Origin of the sequence: Nocardiopsis trehalosi NBRC 14201, assembly GCF_001552555.1 — a bacterium.
Classification (GTDB): domain Bacteria; phylum Actinomycetota; class Actinomycetes; order Streptosporangiales; family Streptosporangiaceae; genus Nocardiopsis_B; species Nocardiopsis_B trehalosi.
Genome location: NZ_BCRK01000027.1, coordinates 1 through 17,809, shown reverse-complemented (window position 1 = coordinate 17,809; position 17,809 = coordinate 1). Strand labels below are relative to the sequence as shown.

Sequence of the window (17,809 nt, the reverse complement as noted above, 5' to 3'; positions counted from 1 at the left end):
CCCCCGCCCCCGGCGGAGCGGGCGGGCGGTATCAGGCGAGGAGGAAGTCGCGGGCGGCCGCGGCGATGCCCGCCGTGTCGATCCCGTGGGCGCGGTCGTGGTCGGCCGGGGTCCCGTAGCCGCGCACCTCGATGTCGCGGGTGACGCCCAGGGACATCTGCCGGTGCCGGCGGTCGCTCAGCGCGGCGGCGACCTCGTGCGCCGACGTCCCGGCCAGGTAGGGCTCCACCATGAGCACGTCGGCCTGCCCGGCGGCGGCCACCAGCCGGCCGAGCCCGGCGCGGTCGAAGGGGCGCACGGTGGCGGCGTAGGCCACGGTGACGTCCAGCCCGGCGGTGGCGGCGAGGACGCGGTCCAGCATCGGCCCCACGGCGACGACGACCCCGCTGGAGCGCCCGGACCCCGCGCGCACGGTCACCAGGCCGTCACCGACCGGGCGGGCGGCGGCGTTGCCGCGTTCGGACAGCCGCAGGTAGACGCGCCCGTCGCCGCGGAGGGCGTCGGCCAGCAGCGGCGCCACCTCGGCGGCGTGCCCGGGGACGTGCACCGTCCACCCGGGCAGGGTGTCGAGCAGGGCCACGTCGCCGGGGGCCATGTGCGTGCGGCCGTACCCGGGGTAGTCGTAGGAGCCGCCGGAGGAGACCAGGACCGCCCCGGCCTCCTGGTGGCCGAGGTCGAGCTTGACCTGCTCGAAGGGGCGCTCCACGAGGAACGGGGCGAAGGTGTGCGCGATGGGGCGCATCCCGGCGAGGGCCATCCCGCCGGCCACCCCGATCAGCAGCTGCTCGCGGATGCCGACGTTGACCACCCGGTCGGGGTGGCGGGCCGCCGCCTCGGCGAACCGGTCGGCGGAGATGTCGGCGAGGACCAGGGCCGTGCGCGGGTCGGCGTCCAGGGCCGCGGTGGCGGCGGCGACGAAGGTGTCGCGCATCGGCTGGGCGGTGACGTCCGGGAGTTCGGGTGCCGCGGTGGTCATGGGCGGGCTATCCCTTCGGGTTGACGCGGGCGACGACGGCCAGCGGGCGGCCGCTGTGCGGGAGCGTGAAGGCGTCGTACAGGGCGGTGTGGTCGCGGCCGCCGACGGAGCGGGCGGCCCAGCCCTCGCGGGCGAACCGCTCGCCGATGCCGCCCGGCCAGCCGTGCGTGGCGGAGCGGTTGTCGATGGCGACGGCGGTCAGCGACTCCAGGCCGAGCCGGCCGGCGAGCTGGATCGCCTCGTGGTTGCTGCCCTCGTCGAGTTCGGCGTCGCCGACCAGGACGACCACGCGGGTCCGGGTCCGGCCCTGGGCGCGCAGGGCGAGGGCGGTGCCCACGCCGAGCCCCAGGCCGTGGCCGAGCGACCCGCTGCCGATCTCGGCGCCGGGGACGAGGGTGCGGTCGGGGTGGTGGCCCAGCGGGGAGTCGAACTCCGCCCAGGAGCGGAGCGCGCGGACGTCGATGAAGCCCTTGGCGGCGAGGACCGCGTAGAAGGCGGCGGGCCCGTGGCCCTTGGACAGCAGGAACCGGTCGCGGTCGGGGTGGTCGGCGGTCTCCGGGGTCACGGCGAGGACGCGGTCGTAGAGCACCCACAGCACATCGAGCGTCGACTCGGCCGCGGCCTGGTGCTTCTCGTCGCCGGTCATGAGGCCGATGAGGGCCGGCAGATCCGCGTAGCGGGAGAAGGTCGTCGTGGACATGCGGACAGTCTGGGACTTCGAGTTAACTAGAGGTCAAGCGCGGGGCGCGGACCCCGCTCGAACCCGGGAGGAGCACCGTGCCCCACCTACCGGTCCGCCTCACCATCGGGCAGCTCGCCGAGCGCAGCGGCGTCCCGCCCACCACGCTCCGCTTCTACGAGGAGCGCGGGCTGATCACCGCGGAGCGCACCTCGGGCAACCAGCGCCGCTACCACCGCAACACGCTGCGCCGGCTCGCGTTCATCTCGGCCGCGCAGCGGGTGGGGCTGACCCTCACCCAGATCCACGGCGCGCTGGCCACGCTGCCGGACGGCCGCACCCCCACCGCCGCCGACTGGGCGCGGCTGTCCGAGCAGTGGCGGACCGAGCTGGACACCCGCATCGACGCGCTCCAGCGGCTCCGCGACCGGCTCAGCGAGTGCATCGGGTGCGGGTGCCTGTCGCTGAAGTCGTGCACGCTGCAGAACCACGATGACGTCCTCGCCGCGCAGGGGCCCGGCGCCCCGCTGCTCAAGCCCGCCCGCGAGGGCGGGGTCTGACCGGGCGTCAGCCCCCGGCCGCCGGGGCCACCACCCGCGCCCCCTCGACGTCGCCGTGCGCGACGACGGTGCGCGCGCAGCGGCCCGACGCGTCGAGCGCGGCGGCGACCCCGGCGGCCGCGTCGGCGGAGGCGGCGAGGAACGCGCACGTCGGACCCGACCCCGAGACGACGGCGCCCAGGGCGCCCGCCGCGCGGCCGGCCGCCAGCACCCCGGCGAGGGCGGGCCGCAGGGACAGCGCGGCGGGCTCCAGGTCGTTGGCGAGGGCGGCGCCCACCCGCACCGGGTCGCCGGCGGCCAGGGCGGCGCGCAGCCCGGGGTCGTCGGCGGGCGGGGGCGCGTCGGGCCGCAGCCGGTCGTACTCGGCGAAGACGTCGGCGGTGGACAGGCCGCCCTCGGCCAGGGCGAACACCCAGTGGTAGCGCCCGGGGCTGTCGACCGGGGCGAGGACCTCGCCGCGCCCGGTGCCCACGGCGGTGCCGCCGACGAGCGGGAAGGCGACGTCGCTGCCGAGGTCGGCGGCGAGGGCGCGCAGCCGCTCCGGCGGCAGCCCGGCCCCGAAGTATGTGTCGCACGCCACAAGGGCCCCGGCGGCGTCGGCGCTGCCGCCCGCCATGCCCCCGGCGACGGGGATGCGCTTGCGCAGGTGCAGCTCGATCGGGTCGTCGCACCCGGCCTCACGTGCCACGAGACGGGCGGCCCGGGCCGCCAGGTTGGTGCCGTCGAGGGGGACGCGGGCGGTGTGGGAGTCGAGGTCGCCGTCGACGGTGAGGCGGACGGCACCCCTCGGTGCGCGCGTGCGCGGCTCCCGAACGGTAACCTCATCGAACAGCGCAACAGCGTGGAACACGTTGACCAGATCGTGGTATCCATCTTCGCGCGCCGGCCCCACCGCCAGCTTGAGGTTCACCTTCGCGGGTACCCGAACGGTCACGGCGGTAGTAGCGGTCACGAGTCCTAGATCGTAAAGGAACCCCCACCCCCGTGAACCCACCTCCCCGCAGCGGGACGCTTGTGCGGTCCACGCGTTTCACCCATGATGGGGACCGTTCCGGTCACGATCTCGCCCTTTCCCGTACGCCCTCCGCCGCCCGACCGGGGCGCCGTGGCCTGCGCGGGTGGGTATCAGGACGCAAACCCCGCTACCTTGGGGGCCAGGCGGAGTGTGGATACCGTCGGGGAGGGTCGCTTGCCGTCGGATGGGCTCCCGAAGAACCTGGAACCGCTGGCCGCCGGAGATCCGGCGACCATCGGTCCTTACGTGCTGGCCGGTCGCCTGGGCAGCGGAGGAATGGGGACGGTCTACCTCGGCCGCACCCCTGAGAAGGGTGCCCAGGTCGCCATCAAGGTGATCCGGCCCGAACTCGCCTTCGACGAGGCCACGCGGGCCCGGTTCCACGACGAGATGGAGAACGCCCGGCGGGTCGCCTCCTTCTGCACCGCGAAGGTGCTCGACCACGGCACGTTCGAGAACCGGCCGTACATGGTCACCGAGTACATCGCGGGGACCGCGCTCGCCGAGCACATCGCCGAGCACGGGCCGCTCGACTCCAGCACCCTGCACGGGTTCGCGCTGGGCGTCGCGGCGGCGCTGGCGGCCATCCACCGCGCCGGGCTCGTGCACCGCGACCTCAAGCCGGCCAACGTGCTGCTGTCGCTGTCGGGGCCGCGGGTCATCGACTTCGGCATCGCCCGCGCGATGAACACCATGTCGAACCACACCCAGACCGGCATCGTCATGGGCAGCCCGGGGTGGATGGCGCCCGAGCAGCTGCTGGAGGAGAAGGTCACCACCGCGGCCGACATCTTCGCGTGGGGCTGCCTGGTGGCCTTCGCCGGCAACGGGGCGCACCCGTTCGGCAACGGCGACGCCATGACCCTGGGCAAGCGGGTGCTGTTCGCCGAGCCGCAGCTCGGCCGGCTCGACAGCCCCCTGGACCGCCTGGTGGCCCAGGCGCTCGCCAAGGAGCCCGACCGCCGCCCCAAGGCGCAGGACCTGCTGCTGGAGCTGGCGGGCGGCGAGGACGAGTCCAGCAACGCGGGCAACGGCATCGTGCACCGGCTGCACGAGACCTGGCGGCCCAACCTGCCGCCCATGGGCCCGATGCCCCCGATGCCGGGGCCGCCCAACCCGCACCAGACCGCGCCCGGCATGAGCCGCCCGGGGCCGCCGCCGGGACCGCCGCACCCCTACCCGGGGCAGCAGCAGGGCCCGATGCCGGCGCACCTCAGCCAGCCCATGCAGCGCCCGGGCGGCGGCATCGCCCAGCAGCCCCCGGTGCACCAGACCGGGCAGTTCCCGGTGGCCGCCCCGCAGACCGGACCCATCCCCCGGGTCGGCCCCGGGCCGCAGGACCGGCAGCAGCCGTCGGCCACCCGGCCGCACGCCCAGCCCTACGTGCCGCCGGTGCCGCCGCCCCCGCACCGGCCCGTGCAGCCCGCCCGGCGCCGGTCGCGCTGGGTCGCGGTCACCGCGGTCATCGCGGCCGTCCTGGTACTGCTCCTCGTCACCGTGCTGACCCTCCTGGGCCTGAACCGGCTGTCGTGGCCAGGGCAGTCCGACGACCCGCAGGCGGACGGCTCCGCGGCGGCCGACCAGGGCCAGGCCGGCGCCGAGCCGTCCGGGTCCGGCGAGCCGTCCGAGGCCGCCGGCAACACGGCCGCCGACGGCCGCGCGGTGTTCGCCGTGCGCGAGTACCAGTGCACGACCCGGGTCGAGGGGCGCTCCCAGCCCGAGGGCGGCACGTACTGCGTCTTCGTCGTCAACGTGCACAACACCTCCGACGAGGAGCTGCTGATCCAGGCCGACCAGCAGCGCCTGCGGGGACCGGGCCAGGAGTTCCACCCGGCGCGCGAGCCCTCGCTGGCCGAGGCGTCGGCCACGCTGTGGCAGCCCATCGCGGCCAACGCCAAGGGCGAGGGCATGCTGACCTTCCTGGTCGCCGACGCCGGCGTCGCCGACTCCGGTGAGCTGCTGCTGAGCAGCGGCGACCAGGGCGAGGCCGCGCGGATCGACGTGCGCGACGTGCCGAACGCCTCCTGACCCCGGCGGGGCGGCGGCGCCGCCCCGCGGCCGGTCTCAGCCGGCGGCCTCGGCGATCCGGGCGAACGCCTCGATGTCCAGCGCCTCCCCGCGGGTCGCGGGGGCCACCCCGGCGGCGCGCAGCCGCGCCTCGGCCTCCGCGGGCGAGCCCGCCCATCCGGCGAGCGCCACCCGCAGCGTCTTGCGGCGCTGCGCGAACGCGGCGTCGACCACCCGGAACACCTCGGCGCGGGGGGCGGTGGAGCTGGGGGCGGGGCGCCGGTGCAGCGCCACCAGGCCGGAGTCGACGTTGGGCGCCGGCCAGAACACGTTGCGGCCGACCGCGCCGGCGCGGCGCACGTCGGCGTACCAGGCGGCCTTGGCGGAGGGCACCCCGTAGGTGCGGCTCCCCGGGCGGGCGGCGAGCCGGTCCGCGACCTCCGACTGCACCATCACCAGGCCGCGCTCCAGCGACGGCAGCAGCTCCAGCAGGTGCAGGACCACCGGGACGGCCACGTTGTAGGGCAGGTTGGCGACCAGCGCGGTGGGGGGCGGGCCGGGCAGCTCGGTGACGCGCATCGCGTCGGCCGTCACGACCGCCAGCCGGTCGGCGAGGCCGGGGGCGTGGTCGGCGACCGTGGCGGGCAGTTCGGCGGCCAGGCGCGGGTCGATCTCGACGGCGGTGACCCGGCGCACGTGCGGGAGCAGGGCCAGGGTGAGGGACCCCAGCCCGGGGCCGACCTCCAGGACGGTGTCGTCGGGGCCGACCCCGGAGACGCGGACGATGCGGCGCACCGTCCCGGCGTCGATGACGAAGTTCTGGCCGAGGGCCTTGGTCGGGCGGACGCCGATCCGCTCGGCGAGCCGCCGCACGTCGGCCGGGGTGAGCAGGCGGGCGGTGTCGGGCGTATCTGAAGCGGTCACCCGACCATCCTGCCAGGCAGGCGCGGGTGCGCCGGCCCGCTGCGGCGGGGGCGCGTCGGCGCCCCCGCCGGGTGGTCGATCGGGGCGGTCAGTCGAACAGGTGGACGCCGCACTCGGGCCACTGGCTCTGCCAGTTGCCGCCGACCATGTCGTAGAGCTTCTTGGCGCGCGCGGTCTGCTCGTCGGGGCTGGCGTCGGCCGGGGACCCGCTGCCGCCGGTGGACTGCCAGGTGGCCATGGAGAACTGGTAGAGGCCGTAGTAGCCGCCCGCGGAGTTGACCGCGGTGGGGTCGCCGCCGGACTCGCACTGGGCGAGGGCGGCCCAGTTCAGGCTGTCGGCGTCGCCGCTGGTCTCGATCTCGGGCTCGGGGGACTTGGTGCCGATCTCGGTGATGCCGTTGACCGGCTCCTCGACGACCTCCTCCTTGAGGACGTGCTCGGTCTCCTCGCCGTCCTTCATGACCATGGCCGTGGTGACCTCGCGGACGCCGTCCTGGGGCTCCTGGACGACGTTCTCCTCGCCCTCCGGCAGGTCGGGGTTCTCGCGCTCCTCCATCTCGGCCTCGATCGGCTCCTCCTCGGTCACGGGCTCGGTGAGCAGCTCCATGACGTCGATGACCATGCCCTCGGTGGGCTTGGTGTCGAGGTCCGGCTTCACGACGTCGTGCTCGCCGGGGGTGATGCCGTTGTCGGCGAGCACGGCCTCGACGGTGTCGGCCGTGGTGTCGGTCTCGATGCGCACCAGGTCGCGCAGGATGACGACGTGCTGCCCGCGCGCGGCATCGACCTCCAGCCCGGAGGCGGGGATGGCCTCGTCCCGGTCGACGGACAGGTCGAGGGCCTGCCCGCCCATGCCGAGCTGGTCCAGCGCCTCACCCACGGTCAGGGCGGTCACCCAGTGGGTCTGGGGCTCCTCGTCGTCGACGCGCAGGGTCAGCTCGCGCCCGGTGCGCACGAGCACGCTGCCGCCGCGGGCGACGTCGTCGCCGAGCGCGGGGGCGACCGCGTCGTGCTCGCCCAGCTCGACCTCGGCGGCGTCGAGCACGTCCTGGACGGTGCCGCCGAACGTGTGCACGGTCTGCCGCTCGCCGTTGACGTCGAGGGTGACCCGCTGGTCCATGGCGAAGGCGGTGCCGCCGCCCGCGGCCAGCAGGACGGCGGCGGCGACCGCGCCGATGACGACGCCGCGGGAGCGGAGCCGACCGCCGCCGCGGCCGCCGCGGCCGCCGGTGCGGCGGGGCCGCGGTTCCGCGGCGGATCCGTCCGTGGACGCTCTGCGGGCACCGCGGCGGGAGCCGCGGGAACCTGACGGGGACATGCGCACGATTGCCTCGACCTTCGCGATGCGGGTTGGGACGGCGGGCGGGCCGGGAGCAGAGGGCGGCCCGGCGCGCGTGTCCGCGGCGGCGGCGAGAGGAGAGGGGGCCGGGCCTGCCGCGGGGGGTGGTTCGGAAAATATCACGCGTTCCGCGATTCCGCTTTGGTATCGCCCGATTCCCGGCCGTGAGCGCTCCGGCGGCCGGGGCCGCCCCGCGCGCCCGCACCACCGCCGACCGCGCCAGAATGGTCGACCGAACGACGTTCGTTCCACCGACCGCGCTGGAGGTTCGCTGATGGGTCCCCTCGAAGGAGTCCGGGTCGTGGAGTTCGCCGGGATCGGCCCGGGGCCGATGGCCGCCATGCTCCTGGCCGACCTGGGCGCGAGCGTGGTCCGGGTCGACCGGCCCGAGGCGGCGCGCGCCGCCCGCGAGGGGCACCGCCCGCACATGAGCGCCGGCCGGCCCGTCGTCGGCGCCGACCTCAAGACCGAGGAGGGCGCCGCGACCGCCCGCCGCCTCGTCGCGGCCGCCGACGTGCTGCTGGAGGGCTTCCGCCCCGGTGTGCTGGAGCGGTGCGGCCTGGGGCCCGACGCCTGCGCCGAGCTGAACCCGCGCCTGGTCTACGCCCGCATGACCGGGTGGGGGCAGGACGGCCCCCTGGCGCGCACCGTCGGCCACGACATGAACTACATCTCGCTGAACGGCGCCCTGCACAGCGTCGGCCGCCGGGGGGAGGCGCCCGTGCCGCCGGTCAACCTGGTGGGCGACTTCGGCGGCGGCACCATGTTCGTGGTCACCGGCATCCTGGCCGCCCTGGTCGAGCGGCAGTCCTCCGGCCTCGGCCAGGTGGTCGACGCCGCGATGGTCGACGGCAGCGCGCTGCTGATGTCCATGGTCTACGAGGACCGCGCGCGGGGGGCGTGGACCGACGAGCGGGGCACCAACTACCTCGACACCGGTGCGCCCTTCTACGACGTCTACACCTGCGCCGACGGCCGGCACGTGTCGGTGGGCTGCCTCGAACCCCGGTTCTACGCCGCGTTCCTCGACGGCCTGGGCCTGGCTGCGGCCGACCTGCCCGACCAGTGGGACCGCGACCGCTGGCCCGAGCTGCGCGAGCGGTTCGCCGCGGTGCTGCGCACCCGCGACCGCGACGCCTGGGCCGCGCACTTCGACGGCACCGAGGCGTGCGTGCAGCCGGTGCTGTCGATGGCCGAGGCCCCCGACCACCCGCACGTGCGGGCGCGCGGCTCGGTGGTGCGCAAGGGCGACGCCGTGTTCCCCGGCCCCGCGCCCCGGTTCGGCCGCACCCCCGGCGCCAACACCCGCGACCCCGGGTACCCGGAGCCCGACCTCGCGGACGTGCTGCGGGAGTGGGGCGTGGCGGCCGACTGACGCCCGCGCCGGGTCGGCCCCGGGCCGCCGGGGCGGGTCGACAGGCCGGCCCGGCGGGACCCGCCCGGCGGGTCAGTCCAGTCGGAAGGCCCGGCGCGCGTTCGCCGCGACCGCCGCGGCGAGGTCGTCCTCGGCCATGCCCTTGGCCTCGGCCAGCGCGCGCAGCGTGTGCGGGACGAGGTACGGCGCGTTGGGCCGCCCCCGGTACGGCTTGGGGGTGAGGAACGGCGCGTCGGTCTCGACCAGCACCAGCTCGGGCGGCGCCGCGGCGGCGGCGTCGCGCAGCGGCTGGGCGCTGGCGAACGTGACGTTCCCGGCGAAGCTCATGTAGTACCCGCGCTCGGCGCACAGCTTGGCCATGGCGGCGTCACCGGAGAAGCAGTGGAACACGACGGTGTCCGGCGCGCCCTCCTCCTCCAGCAGGCGCAGCACGTCGTCGTGGGCGTCGCGGTCGTGGATCATCAGCGCGCGCCCGTGCCGCTTGGCGATGCCGATGTGGCCCCGGAACGACGCCTGCTGGGCGGCCACGCCCTCGGCGCCGGTGCGGAAGTAGTCGAGACCGGTCTCGCCCACCGCGCGCACCTCCGGCAGCGCGGCCAGCCGGTCGATCTCGGCGAGGGCCGTGTCGAGGCCGGCCCACCCGGCGGCCGGGCGGGCCTTGCCCGCCCAGTCGGTGTCGTCGACCTCGACCCCTTCGGCGCCGTCGCCGTGCACGATGCGCGGCGCCTCGTTGGGGTGCAGGGCGACCGCCGCCCACACGCCGGGGTGCGCGGCGGCGGTGGCGGCCGCCCACTGCGAACTGGGGACGTCCACCCCGACCTGGATCAGCGGGGACACGCCGACGGCGGCCGCCGCGGCGACGATCTCGGCGACGTCGGGCGCCTGCATGTCCATGTGGGTGTGGCAGTCGGGGACCGCCACGCGCAGCGGCTCGGGCGCCGGCGGCGGCTCCTGCGTGTTCCGGTCGCGCACCGCCCGCCCGCTTCGCTTGCCCATCGTCGTCCCTCCCGTGAGACCTCGGCGGTGCGCGGCGGCTGACGCCGCGCACCGCCCCGTGCCGCGCGGCGTCAGCCGGCGGCCTGCTCCAGCCGCGCCAGCTCCTCGTCCACCACGCTCGGGTCGAGCTTGGCGAACAGCGGGGTGGGGGCCGACAGCGGGGTGCCCGGGCGGATCGGCACCGACGCCCACACCGCCGCGTCGCCGGCGTAGTCGCCGGTGATGACGGGGTAGGACGTGGGCTCGCCCGCGCCGCCCACCACGTCGACGCCCTCGTCGATGCGCGGCATTCCGGCCCAGGTGCCGGTGCCGCCGAGCATCGCGTACACCTTGTTGGCGGACTCCGGCAGGAACGGGGTCAGCAGGGTCTTGGCGTCGTCGATGAGCTGGAGCGCCACGTGCAGCACGGTGGCCATGCGCTCGGGGTCGGTCTTCTTCAGCGCCCACGGGGCCTGGTCGGAGACGTACTTGTTGGCCTCGGCGACGGTGCGCATGGCCTCCTGGAGGGCGGCCTTGAACTTCGACCGGTCGAGCAGCGCGCCCACGGTGTCGAACGCGGCGCGGGAGGCGTCGAGCACCCGGCGGTCCTCGTCGGTCAGCTCGCCGGCCTCGGGCACGGCGCCGATGTTCTTGGCGGCCATGGCGATCGACCGGTTGACGAGGTTGCCCCAGGTGGCCACCAGCTCGTCGTTGTTGCGGCGGACGAACTCGGCCCAGGTGAAGTCGGTGTCCTGGGTCTCGGGGCCGGCCGCGATGATGTAGTAGCGCAGCGCGTCGGCGGAGTAGCGCTCCAGGAAGTCGCGGACGTAGATCACGACCCGCCGCGACGACGAGAACTTCCGCCCCTCCATGGTGAGGAACTCGCTGGAGACGACCTCGGTGGGCAGGTTGAGCCGGCCCAGGGAGCCGGGGTCGCCGCCGCGGTCGCCGTCCCCGTTGTAGCCCATGAGCATGGCGGGCCAGATCTCGGCGTGGAAGACGATGTTGTCCTTGCCCATGAAGTAGTAGGACTCGGCGTCCTCGGCCTGCCACCAGCGGCGCCACGCGTCGGGGTCGCCGGTGCGCGCCGCCCACTCCACGGCCGCCGACAGGTAGCCGATCACCGCGTCGAACCAGACGTAGAGGCGCTTGTTGGCCTGCTCGCTCCACCCCTCCAGCGGGATGGGCACCCCCCAGTCGAGGTCGCGGGTGATGGCCCGCGGCTGGAGGTCGTCCAGCAGGTTGAGCGAGAACTTCAGGACGTTGGGGCGCCACTGGCCGGCCTGAGCCCGCAGCCAGTCGCCGAGCGCCGCGGCGAAGGCGGGCAGGTCGAGCATGAAGTGCTCGGTGTCGACGAACTCCGGGGTCTCGCCGTCGATCTTGGACCGGGGGTCGATGAGGTCGACCGGGTCGAGCTGGTTGCCGCAGTTGTCGCACTGGTCGCCGCGGGCGCCGTTGTAGCCGCAGATGGGGCAGGTGCCCTCGATGTAGCGGTCCGGCAGGGTGCGGCCCGTGGTCGGCGACACCGCGCCCTTGGTGGTGCGGGCGAAGACGTAGCCGTTCTCGTAGAGGCCGGTGAACAGCTCCTGCGCGACCGAGTAGTGGTTGCCGGTGGTGGTGCGGGTGAACAGGTCGTAGGACAGGCCCAGGGCGACCAGGTCCTCGACGATGATCCGGTTGTAGCGGTCGGCCAGCTCGCGGGCCGTCACGCCCTCCTGGTCGGCGAGCACCTGGACCGGCGTTCCGTGCTCGTCGGTGCCGCTGACCATGAGCACGTGGTTGCCCGACATGCGCTGGAAGCGCGCGAAGACGTCGGAGGGGACCCCGAACCCGGATACGTGCCCAATGTGGCGCGGCCCGTTGGCGTAGGGCCAGGCCACCGCGGTCAGGATGTGGCGTTTCGACGACATGCCCCCAGCCTAAAGCCGTCGGCGCGCGACGGCGCACGGTTTTCGGCCGCGCCGCCGGGCCCCCGGTGGCGCGGCCGAACCGCCGCAGCGGGGGCAGACGGCCCCCCGCCGCGTCGGTAGGGTGTCAGCCGAGACCCGGCGGGCCCATACGCCCCGCCGGCCCCGCCGCCGGTGCGGGGCGCCCGGCCCCGGCCGGCGGTCCCCGGGCCCTTCGCGGAGGGCGGTGCGACGAAGGCGGTGGTCACCACGGTCCCCCGTGCCCTGGCCGCCGCTGCCCTGGCGGCGGTGCTCACCCTGTTCGGGGTGCCGCTGTCGCCCGCCGCCGCCCCCCCGCCGGCGCCCGACCGGCCCACGTTCGCCATCGCCCTGCCGGGCCCCGGGCCGCACGCGGCGGCCCACCCGCGGCGCGACGGCGGGGTCACCGCCCTCGCCCTCGCCGCGTGGGGCGGCGACCACCGGCCGCTGGTCCTGCGCGACCTGGACGACGGCCGGACCCCCCTGGGCGCGCTGCTGCCCGACATCGGCGGCCCGTGGGCGCTCGCCCCGCTGCCGCGGTCGGCGGCCGCGCCCGAGACCGCGGCCGCCCTCCGGCTGCCGCCCGGCCGCGCCCCGCCCTCCACGACACGCGTGTGACGGTCCCCGCGGCACCTTCCTCCGAGGTGCCCCACCCTCCCCCCACCACGTCTCGTGAGAGGTACCACCAGTGTCCAGTCAATCCGGATCAGGGGCGCGCTGGCTGCGCGGCGTCGTCTCCCTGGTCATCGTGGTCGCCGCGTTCGGCGCCGCGTGGTTCATCCCGCCCAAGCTGGGGCTCGACCTCAGCGGCGGCACCCAGATCGTCCTGGAGACCCAGGACGGCGACGACGGAACCGAGGCCGACGCCGAGAACACCGACCAGGTGATCGAGGTGCTGCGCCAGCGCATCGACAGCCTGGGCGTCAGCGAGGCGACGATGTCGCGCTCCGGCGCCAACCGCATCATCGTCGAGCTGCCCGGGGTCCAGGACCCCACCGAGGCCGCCGAGATCCTCGGCCAGACCGCCCAGCTCAGCTTCCACCCCGTCCTGGGGGTCGCCCCCGCGGGCGGCACCGGCGTCCAGGCGCCCGCCGACAACGCCAACGCCCCGGCCCAGGCGGCCGACGGCGAGGGCGACGGCGAGGGCGAGGGCGCCGCCGAGGAGGGCGCCGGCGAGATGTCCGAGGAGGACCTGCAGGCCATGCTGCAGGGCCAGGGCTCCGGGACCGGCACCGGCTCCGCCGGCCAGCCGGCCGAGAACCCCGACGACGTCGAGCTGACCCTGCCCGACGAGGAGGGCAACCAGCTCCAGCTCGGCGCGCCCGCCATCCGCGGCACCGAGGTCGCCAGCGCCGACGCCGTGCTCGACCAGGCCACCAACACCCAGTGGCAGGTCAACGTCGACTTCCGCGGCGAGGGCACCGACGCCTGGGCCGAGCTGACCGGCCAGGCCGCCTGCAACGAGATGGGCGACCCGACCCGCCGCATCGCGATCGTCCTGGACGACCAGATCATCTCCTCGCCGGAGGTGAACCAGGACACCGCCTGCGACGTCGGCCAGACCCAAGGGTCGACCACCATCACCAGCTCCACCTTCAACCAGGAGAGCGCCGGGGAGCTGGCGGTGCTGATCGAGGGCGGCTCGCTGCCCCTGCCCGTCCAGGAGATCCAGCGCCAGACCGTGGGCCCGACCCTCGGTGAGGACGCCATCCGCGCCAGCTTCATCGCGGGCGGCATCGGCATCCTGCTGACCGGCCTCTACATCTGCGTCGCCTACCGCCTCGTCGGCTTCCTCGCCGCCGTCGCGCTGGCCTGCTACACCCTCATCTCCTACGCGGCGCTGGTGGCACTGGGGGCCACCCTGACCCTGCCGGGCCTGGCCGGGTTCGTGCTCGCGATCGGCATGGCGATCGACGCCAACGTGCTGATCTTCGAACGCGCGCGCGAGGAGTACCAGCACCAGCAGCGCATCTACGCGGCCAACAAGTCGGCCGGGCTGGACGACGCGACGGAGGCCGAGACCGCGCAGGCCGAGGCGGGCGTGCTGTCGCGGCGCCGCCGCCGGGCCATCCCGCCCAACCTGCAGAAGGCGTTCGTCACGGGGTCGGAGAAGGCGTGGAGCGCCGTCATCGACACCAACATCACGACGCTCATCGCGGCCGCCCTGCTGTTCTTCTTCGCCTCCGGCAACGTGCAGGGCTTCGGCGTCACGCTCGGCCTGGGCACGCTCGCCTCGATGGTGTCCGCGCTGGTCATCGCCCGCGTGTTCGTGGAGTGGGCGGTCCGCCGCAAGGTGGTGCGCAAGCACCCCGCCGTCACCGGCATCTCCAAGATCAGCTCGGTGCGCGCCTGGCTGACCCGGCGCAACCCGGACCTGATGCGCAACAGCCGACTGTGGCTGGGCATCGCGGGCGCGGTGGTCGCCGCGGCGATCCTCGGCATGATCGTCCGCCCGCCGAACTTCGGCGTGGAGTTCACCGGCGGCCGGGTCATGGACTTCACCACCGAGGAGAGCATCAGCGTCAACGACGCGCGCGAGACCGTCTCCGAGGCCGGGTTCCCGACGGCGGTGGTCCAGGAGTCCGGTGACGGCGACGTGTCCGTGCGCACCGGCCCCATCAGCGACGGCGAGGCCGAGCGCATCGAGACCGCCCTCGGCGAGCAGACCGGCGGCGTGGAGCGCGTCTCCGACGAGCTGATCGGTCCGAGCATGGGCGACGAGCTGCGCAACCGCGCGCTGATCGCCCTGGTGGCCGCGCTCGCCCTGCAGATGATCTACCTGGCGTGGCGGTTCCGCTGGTCGTTCGGCCTGTCGACCATGCTCGCCCTGGCGTTCGACATCGTCGTGGTCATCGGCCTGTTCTGCTGGCTGGGCAAGCCGATCGACGGCGTGTTCCTCGCGGCCATCCTGAGCGTCATCGGCTTCTCGGTGAACGACTCGGTCGTGGTGTTCGACCGGGTGCGCGACGAATGGGCGCGCGACCCCAAGTCGAGCTTCAAGTCGATCACCAACACGGCGATCCTGCACACCCTGCCGCGAACGGTGAACACCACCATCGGCGGTGTCTTCATCCTGGCGACGCTGGCGATCTTCGGCGGGTCGTCGCTGACGGACTTCTCCATCGCGATGCTGGTGGGCCTGGTCTCCGGCGTGCTGTCCACGATGTTCGTGGGCGCCCCGCTGGGCATCTGGATGCAGAAGTTCGACAAGACCCCGCCGCCGCACGTCATCAAGGAGAAGAAGACCAAGCAGCGGGCCGAGACCCGGACCGCGCGGGAGCAGAGCGACGGCGCCGTCGTCTGACCCCCGGCCGCGGACCGCGGCGCGATCGGGTGCGCCCCCGGTGGAGGAATCCGCCGGGGGCGCACCCGTGTGCGGGCCCGGTCGGGGCGGCGGTCAGCGGTGCACGGCGTCGTAGACCTCGCGCTTGGGCACCCCGAGCGCCCGCGCGGTCTCCTGGATGGCCTGGCGGCGCGGCACCCCGGCGGACTCCCGGTCGGCGACCGCGGCGGCGAGGTCGGCGGGGGTGCGCTCGGCGGCGGCGGGGTCGGCCCCGGCCACCACGACCGTGACCTCCCCCCGCACCTCGCCCGCCGCCCAGGCGGCGAGGTCGGACAGCGGGCCGCGGCGCACCTCCTCGTAGGTCTTGGTCAGCTCGCGGCAGACCGCCGCCCGGCGGTCGGCGCCGAAGGCCTCGGCCATGGCGGCCAGGGTGGCGCCGAGCCGGTGCGGGCTCTCGAAGAACACCATGGTGCGGCGCTCGTCCGCGAGGTCGGCCAACCGGTTGGCCAGGCCCTTGCGCGGCGGGAACCCCTCGAAGCAGAACCGGTCGGTGGGCAGCCCCGACAGCACGAGCGCGGTGGTGACCGCCGTCGGGCCGGGCACCGATGTGACCCGCACCCCGGCGTCCACCGCAGCGGTCACCAGCCGGTACCCGGGGTCGGACACCCCCGGCATGCCCGCGTCGGTCACCACGAGGACGTCGCGCCCCGAGGTGAGGTCGCCGAGCAGCTCCTCGGCGCGGCGGGCCTCGTTGGCGTCGTAGTAGGAGACGACGCGGGCCCCGGTGTCGCCGCCCAGGCGCACCCCGGCGCGGGCCGCGAACTGCCGCAGCCGGCGGGTGTCCTCTGCGGCGATGACACCGGCCTCCTCCAGCGCGCGCAGCAGCCGCGGCGGCGCGTCGTCGACCTGCCCGATGGGCAGTCCGGCGAGTGTCAGCGTCCCGAAATCCGCGGCATCCGGTACCCCAGCCGTCACGTTCCACCCGTTCCCTAGGCGCTACGGTTGGCACTACCCCGCCCGCGGCCCCTGGCCCGGCGCTGCCATCCATCTCCGACCCAACTCTAAGAGCCGAGATGACGACCACCGCCCTCCCCGCAGCATCCGTACCGCCGCCGGCGCCCCGGCCGACCGTCCGCTCGCGGCTGGTGCCGCCGATGCCGCGCCCGGCCTGGGCCGGCTGGCTCGGCGCGGTGCTCGTCGCCGCCTTCGCCGGCGTCCTGCGGTTCATCCGGCTCGGCGAGCCGCACGGCATCTACTTCGACGAGACCTACTACGCCAAGAACGCGTTCTCGCTGTGGCGCTACGGCTACGAGCACGAGACCGCCGAGAACGCCGACGAGATGCTGGCGCGCGGCGAGGACGCCATCTTCACCGGCGGCGCCGACTTCGTGGTGCACCCGCCGCTGGCCAAGTGGCTGATCGCCCTGGGCGACCGGGCGTGGTCGCTGCTGCCGGGCATGGACGCCATGACGCCGGCCGGGTGGCGGGTGGCGGCGGCCGTGTTCGGCACCCTGTCGGTGCTGCTGCTCGTGCGGATCGCGCTGCGGATGACCCGGTCCTGGCTCCTCGGCTGCTCGGCCGGGCTGATCATGGCGCTCGACGGGCTGCACTTCACGCTGAGCCGCATCGCCATGGTCGACGTGTTCCTGACCTTCTTCATCCTGGCCGGGTTCGGCTGCCTGGTGATCGACCGCGACCGCACCCGGGCGCGGTTGGCCGACCTCACCGACCAGGGCGCGGCGGCGGTCGGCTGGCTGGGGATGCGCTGGTGGCGGATCGGCGCCGGGCTGTTCCTGGGGATGGCCGTCGGCACCAAGTGGTCGGCGCTGTTCTTCCTCGCCGCGTTCGGGCTGCTGACGGTGGCGTGGGACTACGGGGCGCGGCGCAGCGCCGGGCAGCGCGGCGCGGGGCTGCGCTGGCTCGGCTACGACGCGGTGCCGGCGTTCGTCCAGACGGTGGTCGTGGCGGCGGGGGTCTACCTCGCCACCTGGACCGGCTGGCTGGCCACCCAGGGCGGCTACGGCCGGCAGTGGGGCGCCCAGGCCACCGAGGGCGCCCTGTCGCGGCTGCCCGACTGGCTGCTGGGCCCGGTGAACGCGCTGGTCAGCCTGGCGCACTACCACGTGCAGATGCTCGACTTCCACAGTGGGCTGTCCAAGCCGCACGACTACGCGTCGAAGCCGTGGGAGTGGCTGATCATGCGCACCCCCGTGGCGTTCTTCTACGACGGGGAGCAGACCACGTGCGGCGCCGCCCGCTGCTCCAGCACGGTGTTGAGCATCGGCACCCCGGCGGTGTGGTGGCTGTCGATCCTCGCCCTGCTGGTGATGTTCGGCTGGTGGGTCACCTACCGCGACTGGCGGGCGGGCGCGGTGCTGCTGGGCGTGGCCGCCGGGTGGCTGCCGTGGTTCGCCTACCCCGACCGCACCATGTTCGTGTTCTACGCGCTGCCGATGCTGCCGTTCCTGGCCCTGGCCATCGTGCTGGCTCTCGGCCTGGCCATGGGGCCGGGCGAGACCAGCCCGGGCTACGCGCCGTGGGCGCGGGTGGCGGGCGGCGTGCTCTACGGGGTGGTGATGCTCCTCGTCATCGCCAACTTCGCCTACCTGTACCCCATCCTCAGCGCCGAGGTGATCCCCTACGAGGACTGGGCGGGCCGGATGTGGTTCCGCACCTGGATCTACGGCAACGCCGACCCGGGCGGTTCCTGATCCGCGCGCAGCGGCGGGCTGCCCCCGCCCGCCGCTGCGC

General features: G+C 74.9%; 14 protein-coding genes. 6 read left to right on the top strand and 8 right to left on the bottom strand.

All coding sequences use genetic code 11. The features are described 5' to 3' along the window. Nucleotides 1-31: 31 nt before the first annotated feature. On the bottom strand, nt 32-931 hold the full coding sequence (locus NT8_RS07590) for a transketolase family protein (RefSeq protein WP_067965744.1): 900 nt from the start codon (nt 929-931) through the stop codon (nt 32-34). Nucleotides 932-983: 52 nt separating this feature from the next. Further along, nucleotides 984-1,676 carry a thiamine pyrophosphate-dependent enzyme gene (locus tag NT8_RS07585; RefSeq protein WP_067965706.1) on the bottom strand — a complete coding sequence of 231 codons (693 nt, stop codon included), beginning with the start codon at nt 1,674-1,676 and terminating at the stop codon, nt 984-986. A 77-nt stretch (nt 1,677-1,753) separates the two neighbouring features. Here NT8_RS07585 and soxR point away from each other — a divergent pair, with 77 nt between their 5' ends. Further along, nucleotides 1,754-2,215 (top strand): redox-sensitive transcriptional activator SoxR, encoded by a 462-nt coding sequence (gene soxR / locus NT8_RS07580; protein WP_067965704.1) that lies wholly within the window; start codon nt 1,754-1,756, stop codon nt 2,213-2,215. 7 nt (nt 2,216-2,222) lie between these two features. Here the strand turns inward: soxR and NT8_RS07575 are convergent, their stop codons facing one another. Continuing rightward, nucleotides 2,223-3,167: a 4-(cytidine 5'-diphospho)-2-C-methyl-D-erythritol kinase gene (locus NT8_RS07575; RefSeq protein WP_067965703.1), complete on the bottom strand. Its 945-nt coding sequence runs from the start codon at nt 3,165-3,167 to the stop codon at nt 2,223-2,225. Nucleotides 3,168-3,404: 237 nt separating this feature from the next. On the opposite strand from NT8_RS07575, the gene NT8_RS07570 reads away from it, so the two are divergent. Further along, complete coding sequence (locus NT8_RS07570) at nt 3,405-5,258, top strand: serine/threonine-protein kinase (RefSeq protein WP_084468730.1); 1,854 nt, start codon at nt 3,405-3,407, stop codon at nt 5,256-5,258. 36 nt (nt 5,259-5,294) lie between these two features. On the opposite strand, the gene rsmA is transcribed toward NT8_RS07570, so the two are convergent. Both rsmA and NT8_RS07560 read right to left on the bottom strand, forming a co-directional pair. Next, a complete protein-coding gene (gene rsmA, locus NT8_RS07565; RefSeq protein ID WP_067965699.1) occupies nt 5,295-6,161 on the bottom strand; it encodes a 16S rRNA (adenine(1518)-N(6)/adenine(1519)-N(6))-dimethyltransferase RsmA in 867 nt (288 codons plus the stop codon). A gap of 88 nt (nt 6,162-6,249) precedes the next feature. Continuing rightward, nucleotides 6,250-7,479 carry a resuscitation-promoting factor gene (locus NT8_RS07560; RefSeq protein ID WP_084468729.1) on the bottom strand — a complete coding sequence of 410 codons (1,230 nt, stop codon included), beginning with the start codon at nt 7,477-7,479 and terminating at the stop codon, nt 6,250-6,252. Between the two features lie 295 nt (nt 7,480-7,774). Between NT8_RS07560 and NT8_RS07555 the strand changes: the two genes are divergently transcribed. Next, the gene (locus NT8_RS07555) at nt 7,775-8,875 is read left to right on the top strand and encodes a CaiB/BaiF CoA transferase family protein (RefSeq protein WP_067965698.1); all 1,101 of its coding nucleotides are present in this window, start codon (nt 7,775-7,777) and stop codon (nt 8,873-8,875) included. Between the two features lie 72 nt (nt 8,876-8,947). On the opposite strand, the gene NT8_RS07550 is transcribed toward NT8_RS07555, so the two are convergent. Together NT8_RS07550 and metG are read right to left on the bottom strand one after the other, a co-directional pair. Further along, nucleotides 8,948-9,871, bottom strand: coding sequence for a TatD family hydrolase (locus NT8_RS07550; protein ID WP_067965696.1), 924 nt, complete (start codon nt 9,869-9,871; stop codon nt 8,948-8,950). A 71-nt stretch (nt 9,872-9,942) separates the two neighbouring features. After that, nucleotides 9,943-11,760, bottom strand: a complete 1,818-nt coding sequence (metG, locus tag NT8_RS07545) for a methionine--tRNA ligase (RefSeq protein WP_067965695.1) — start codon at nt 11,758-11,760, stop codon at nt 9,943-9,945. A gap of 237 nt (nt 11,761-11,997) precedes the next feature. On the opposite strand from metG, the gene NT8_RS07540 reads away from it, so the two are divergent. Continuing rightward, nucleotides 11,998-12,393: a hypothetical protein gene (locus NT8_RS07540; RefSeq protein WP_067965693.1), complete on the top strand. Its 396-nt coding sequence runs from the start codon at nt 11,998-12,000 to the stop codon at nt 12,391-12,393. A gap of 70 nt (nt 12,394-12,463) precedes the next feature. Further along, nucleotides 12,464-15,079 (top strand): protein translocase subunit SecD, encoded by a 2,616-nt coding sequence (gene secD, locus NT8_RS07535; protein WP_067965691.1) that lies wholly within the window; start codon nt 12,464-12,466, stop codon nt 15,077-15,079. Between the two features lie 93 nt (nt 15,080-15,172). Here secD and rsmI read toward each other — a convergent pair whose 3' ends face one another. Continuing rightward, complete coding sequence (gene rsmI, locus NT8_RS07530) at nt 15,173-16,033, bottom strand: 16S rRNA (cytidine(1402)-2'-O)-methyltransferase (RefSeq protein ID WP_067965690.1); 861 nt, start codon at nt 16,031-16,033, stop codon at nt 15,173-15,175. A 98-nt stretch (nt 16,034-16,131) separates the two neighbouring features. On the opposite strand from rsmI, the gene NT8_RS07525 reads away from it, so the two are divergent. After that, nucleotides 16,132-17,769, top strand: coding sequence for a dolichyl-phosphate-mannose--protein mannosyltransferase (locus NT8_RS07525; RefSeq protein WP_067965688.1), 1,638 nt, complete (start codon nt 16,132-16,134; stop codon nt 17,767-17,769). Nucleotides 17,770-17,809 lie beyond the last annotated feature (40 nt).

Coding starts and splice junctions, on each gene's coding strand:
- metG (WP_067965695.1), bottom strand. CDS start 11,760: ATGTCGTCGAAACGCCACATCCTGACCGCGGTGGCCTGGCCCTACGCC.
- NT8_RS07555 (WP_067965698.1), top strand. CDS start 7,775: ATGGGTCCCCTCGAAGGAGTCCGGGTCGTGGAGTTCGCCGGGATCGGC.
- NT8_RS07590 (WP_067965744.1), bottom strand. CDS start 931: ATGCGCGACACCTTCGTCGCCGCCGCCACCGCGGCCCTGGACGCCGAC.
- NT8_RS07525 (WP_067965688.1), top strand. CDS start 16,132: ATGACGACCACCGCCCTCCCCGCAGCATCCGTACCGCCGCCGGCGCCC.
- NT8_RS07560 (WP_084468729.1), bottom strand. CDS start 7,479: ATGTCCCCGTCAGGTTCCCGCGGCTCCCGCCGCGGTGCCCGCAGAGCG.
- NT8_RS07585 (WP_067965706.1), bottom strand. CDS start 1,676: ATGTCCACGACGACCTTCTCCCGCTACGCGGATCTGCCGGCCCTCATC.
- NT8_RS07550 (WP_067965696.1), bottom strand. CDS start 9,871: ATGGGCAAGCGAAGCGGGCGGGCGGTGCGCGACCGGAACACGCAGGAG.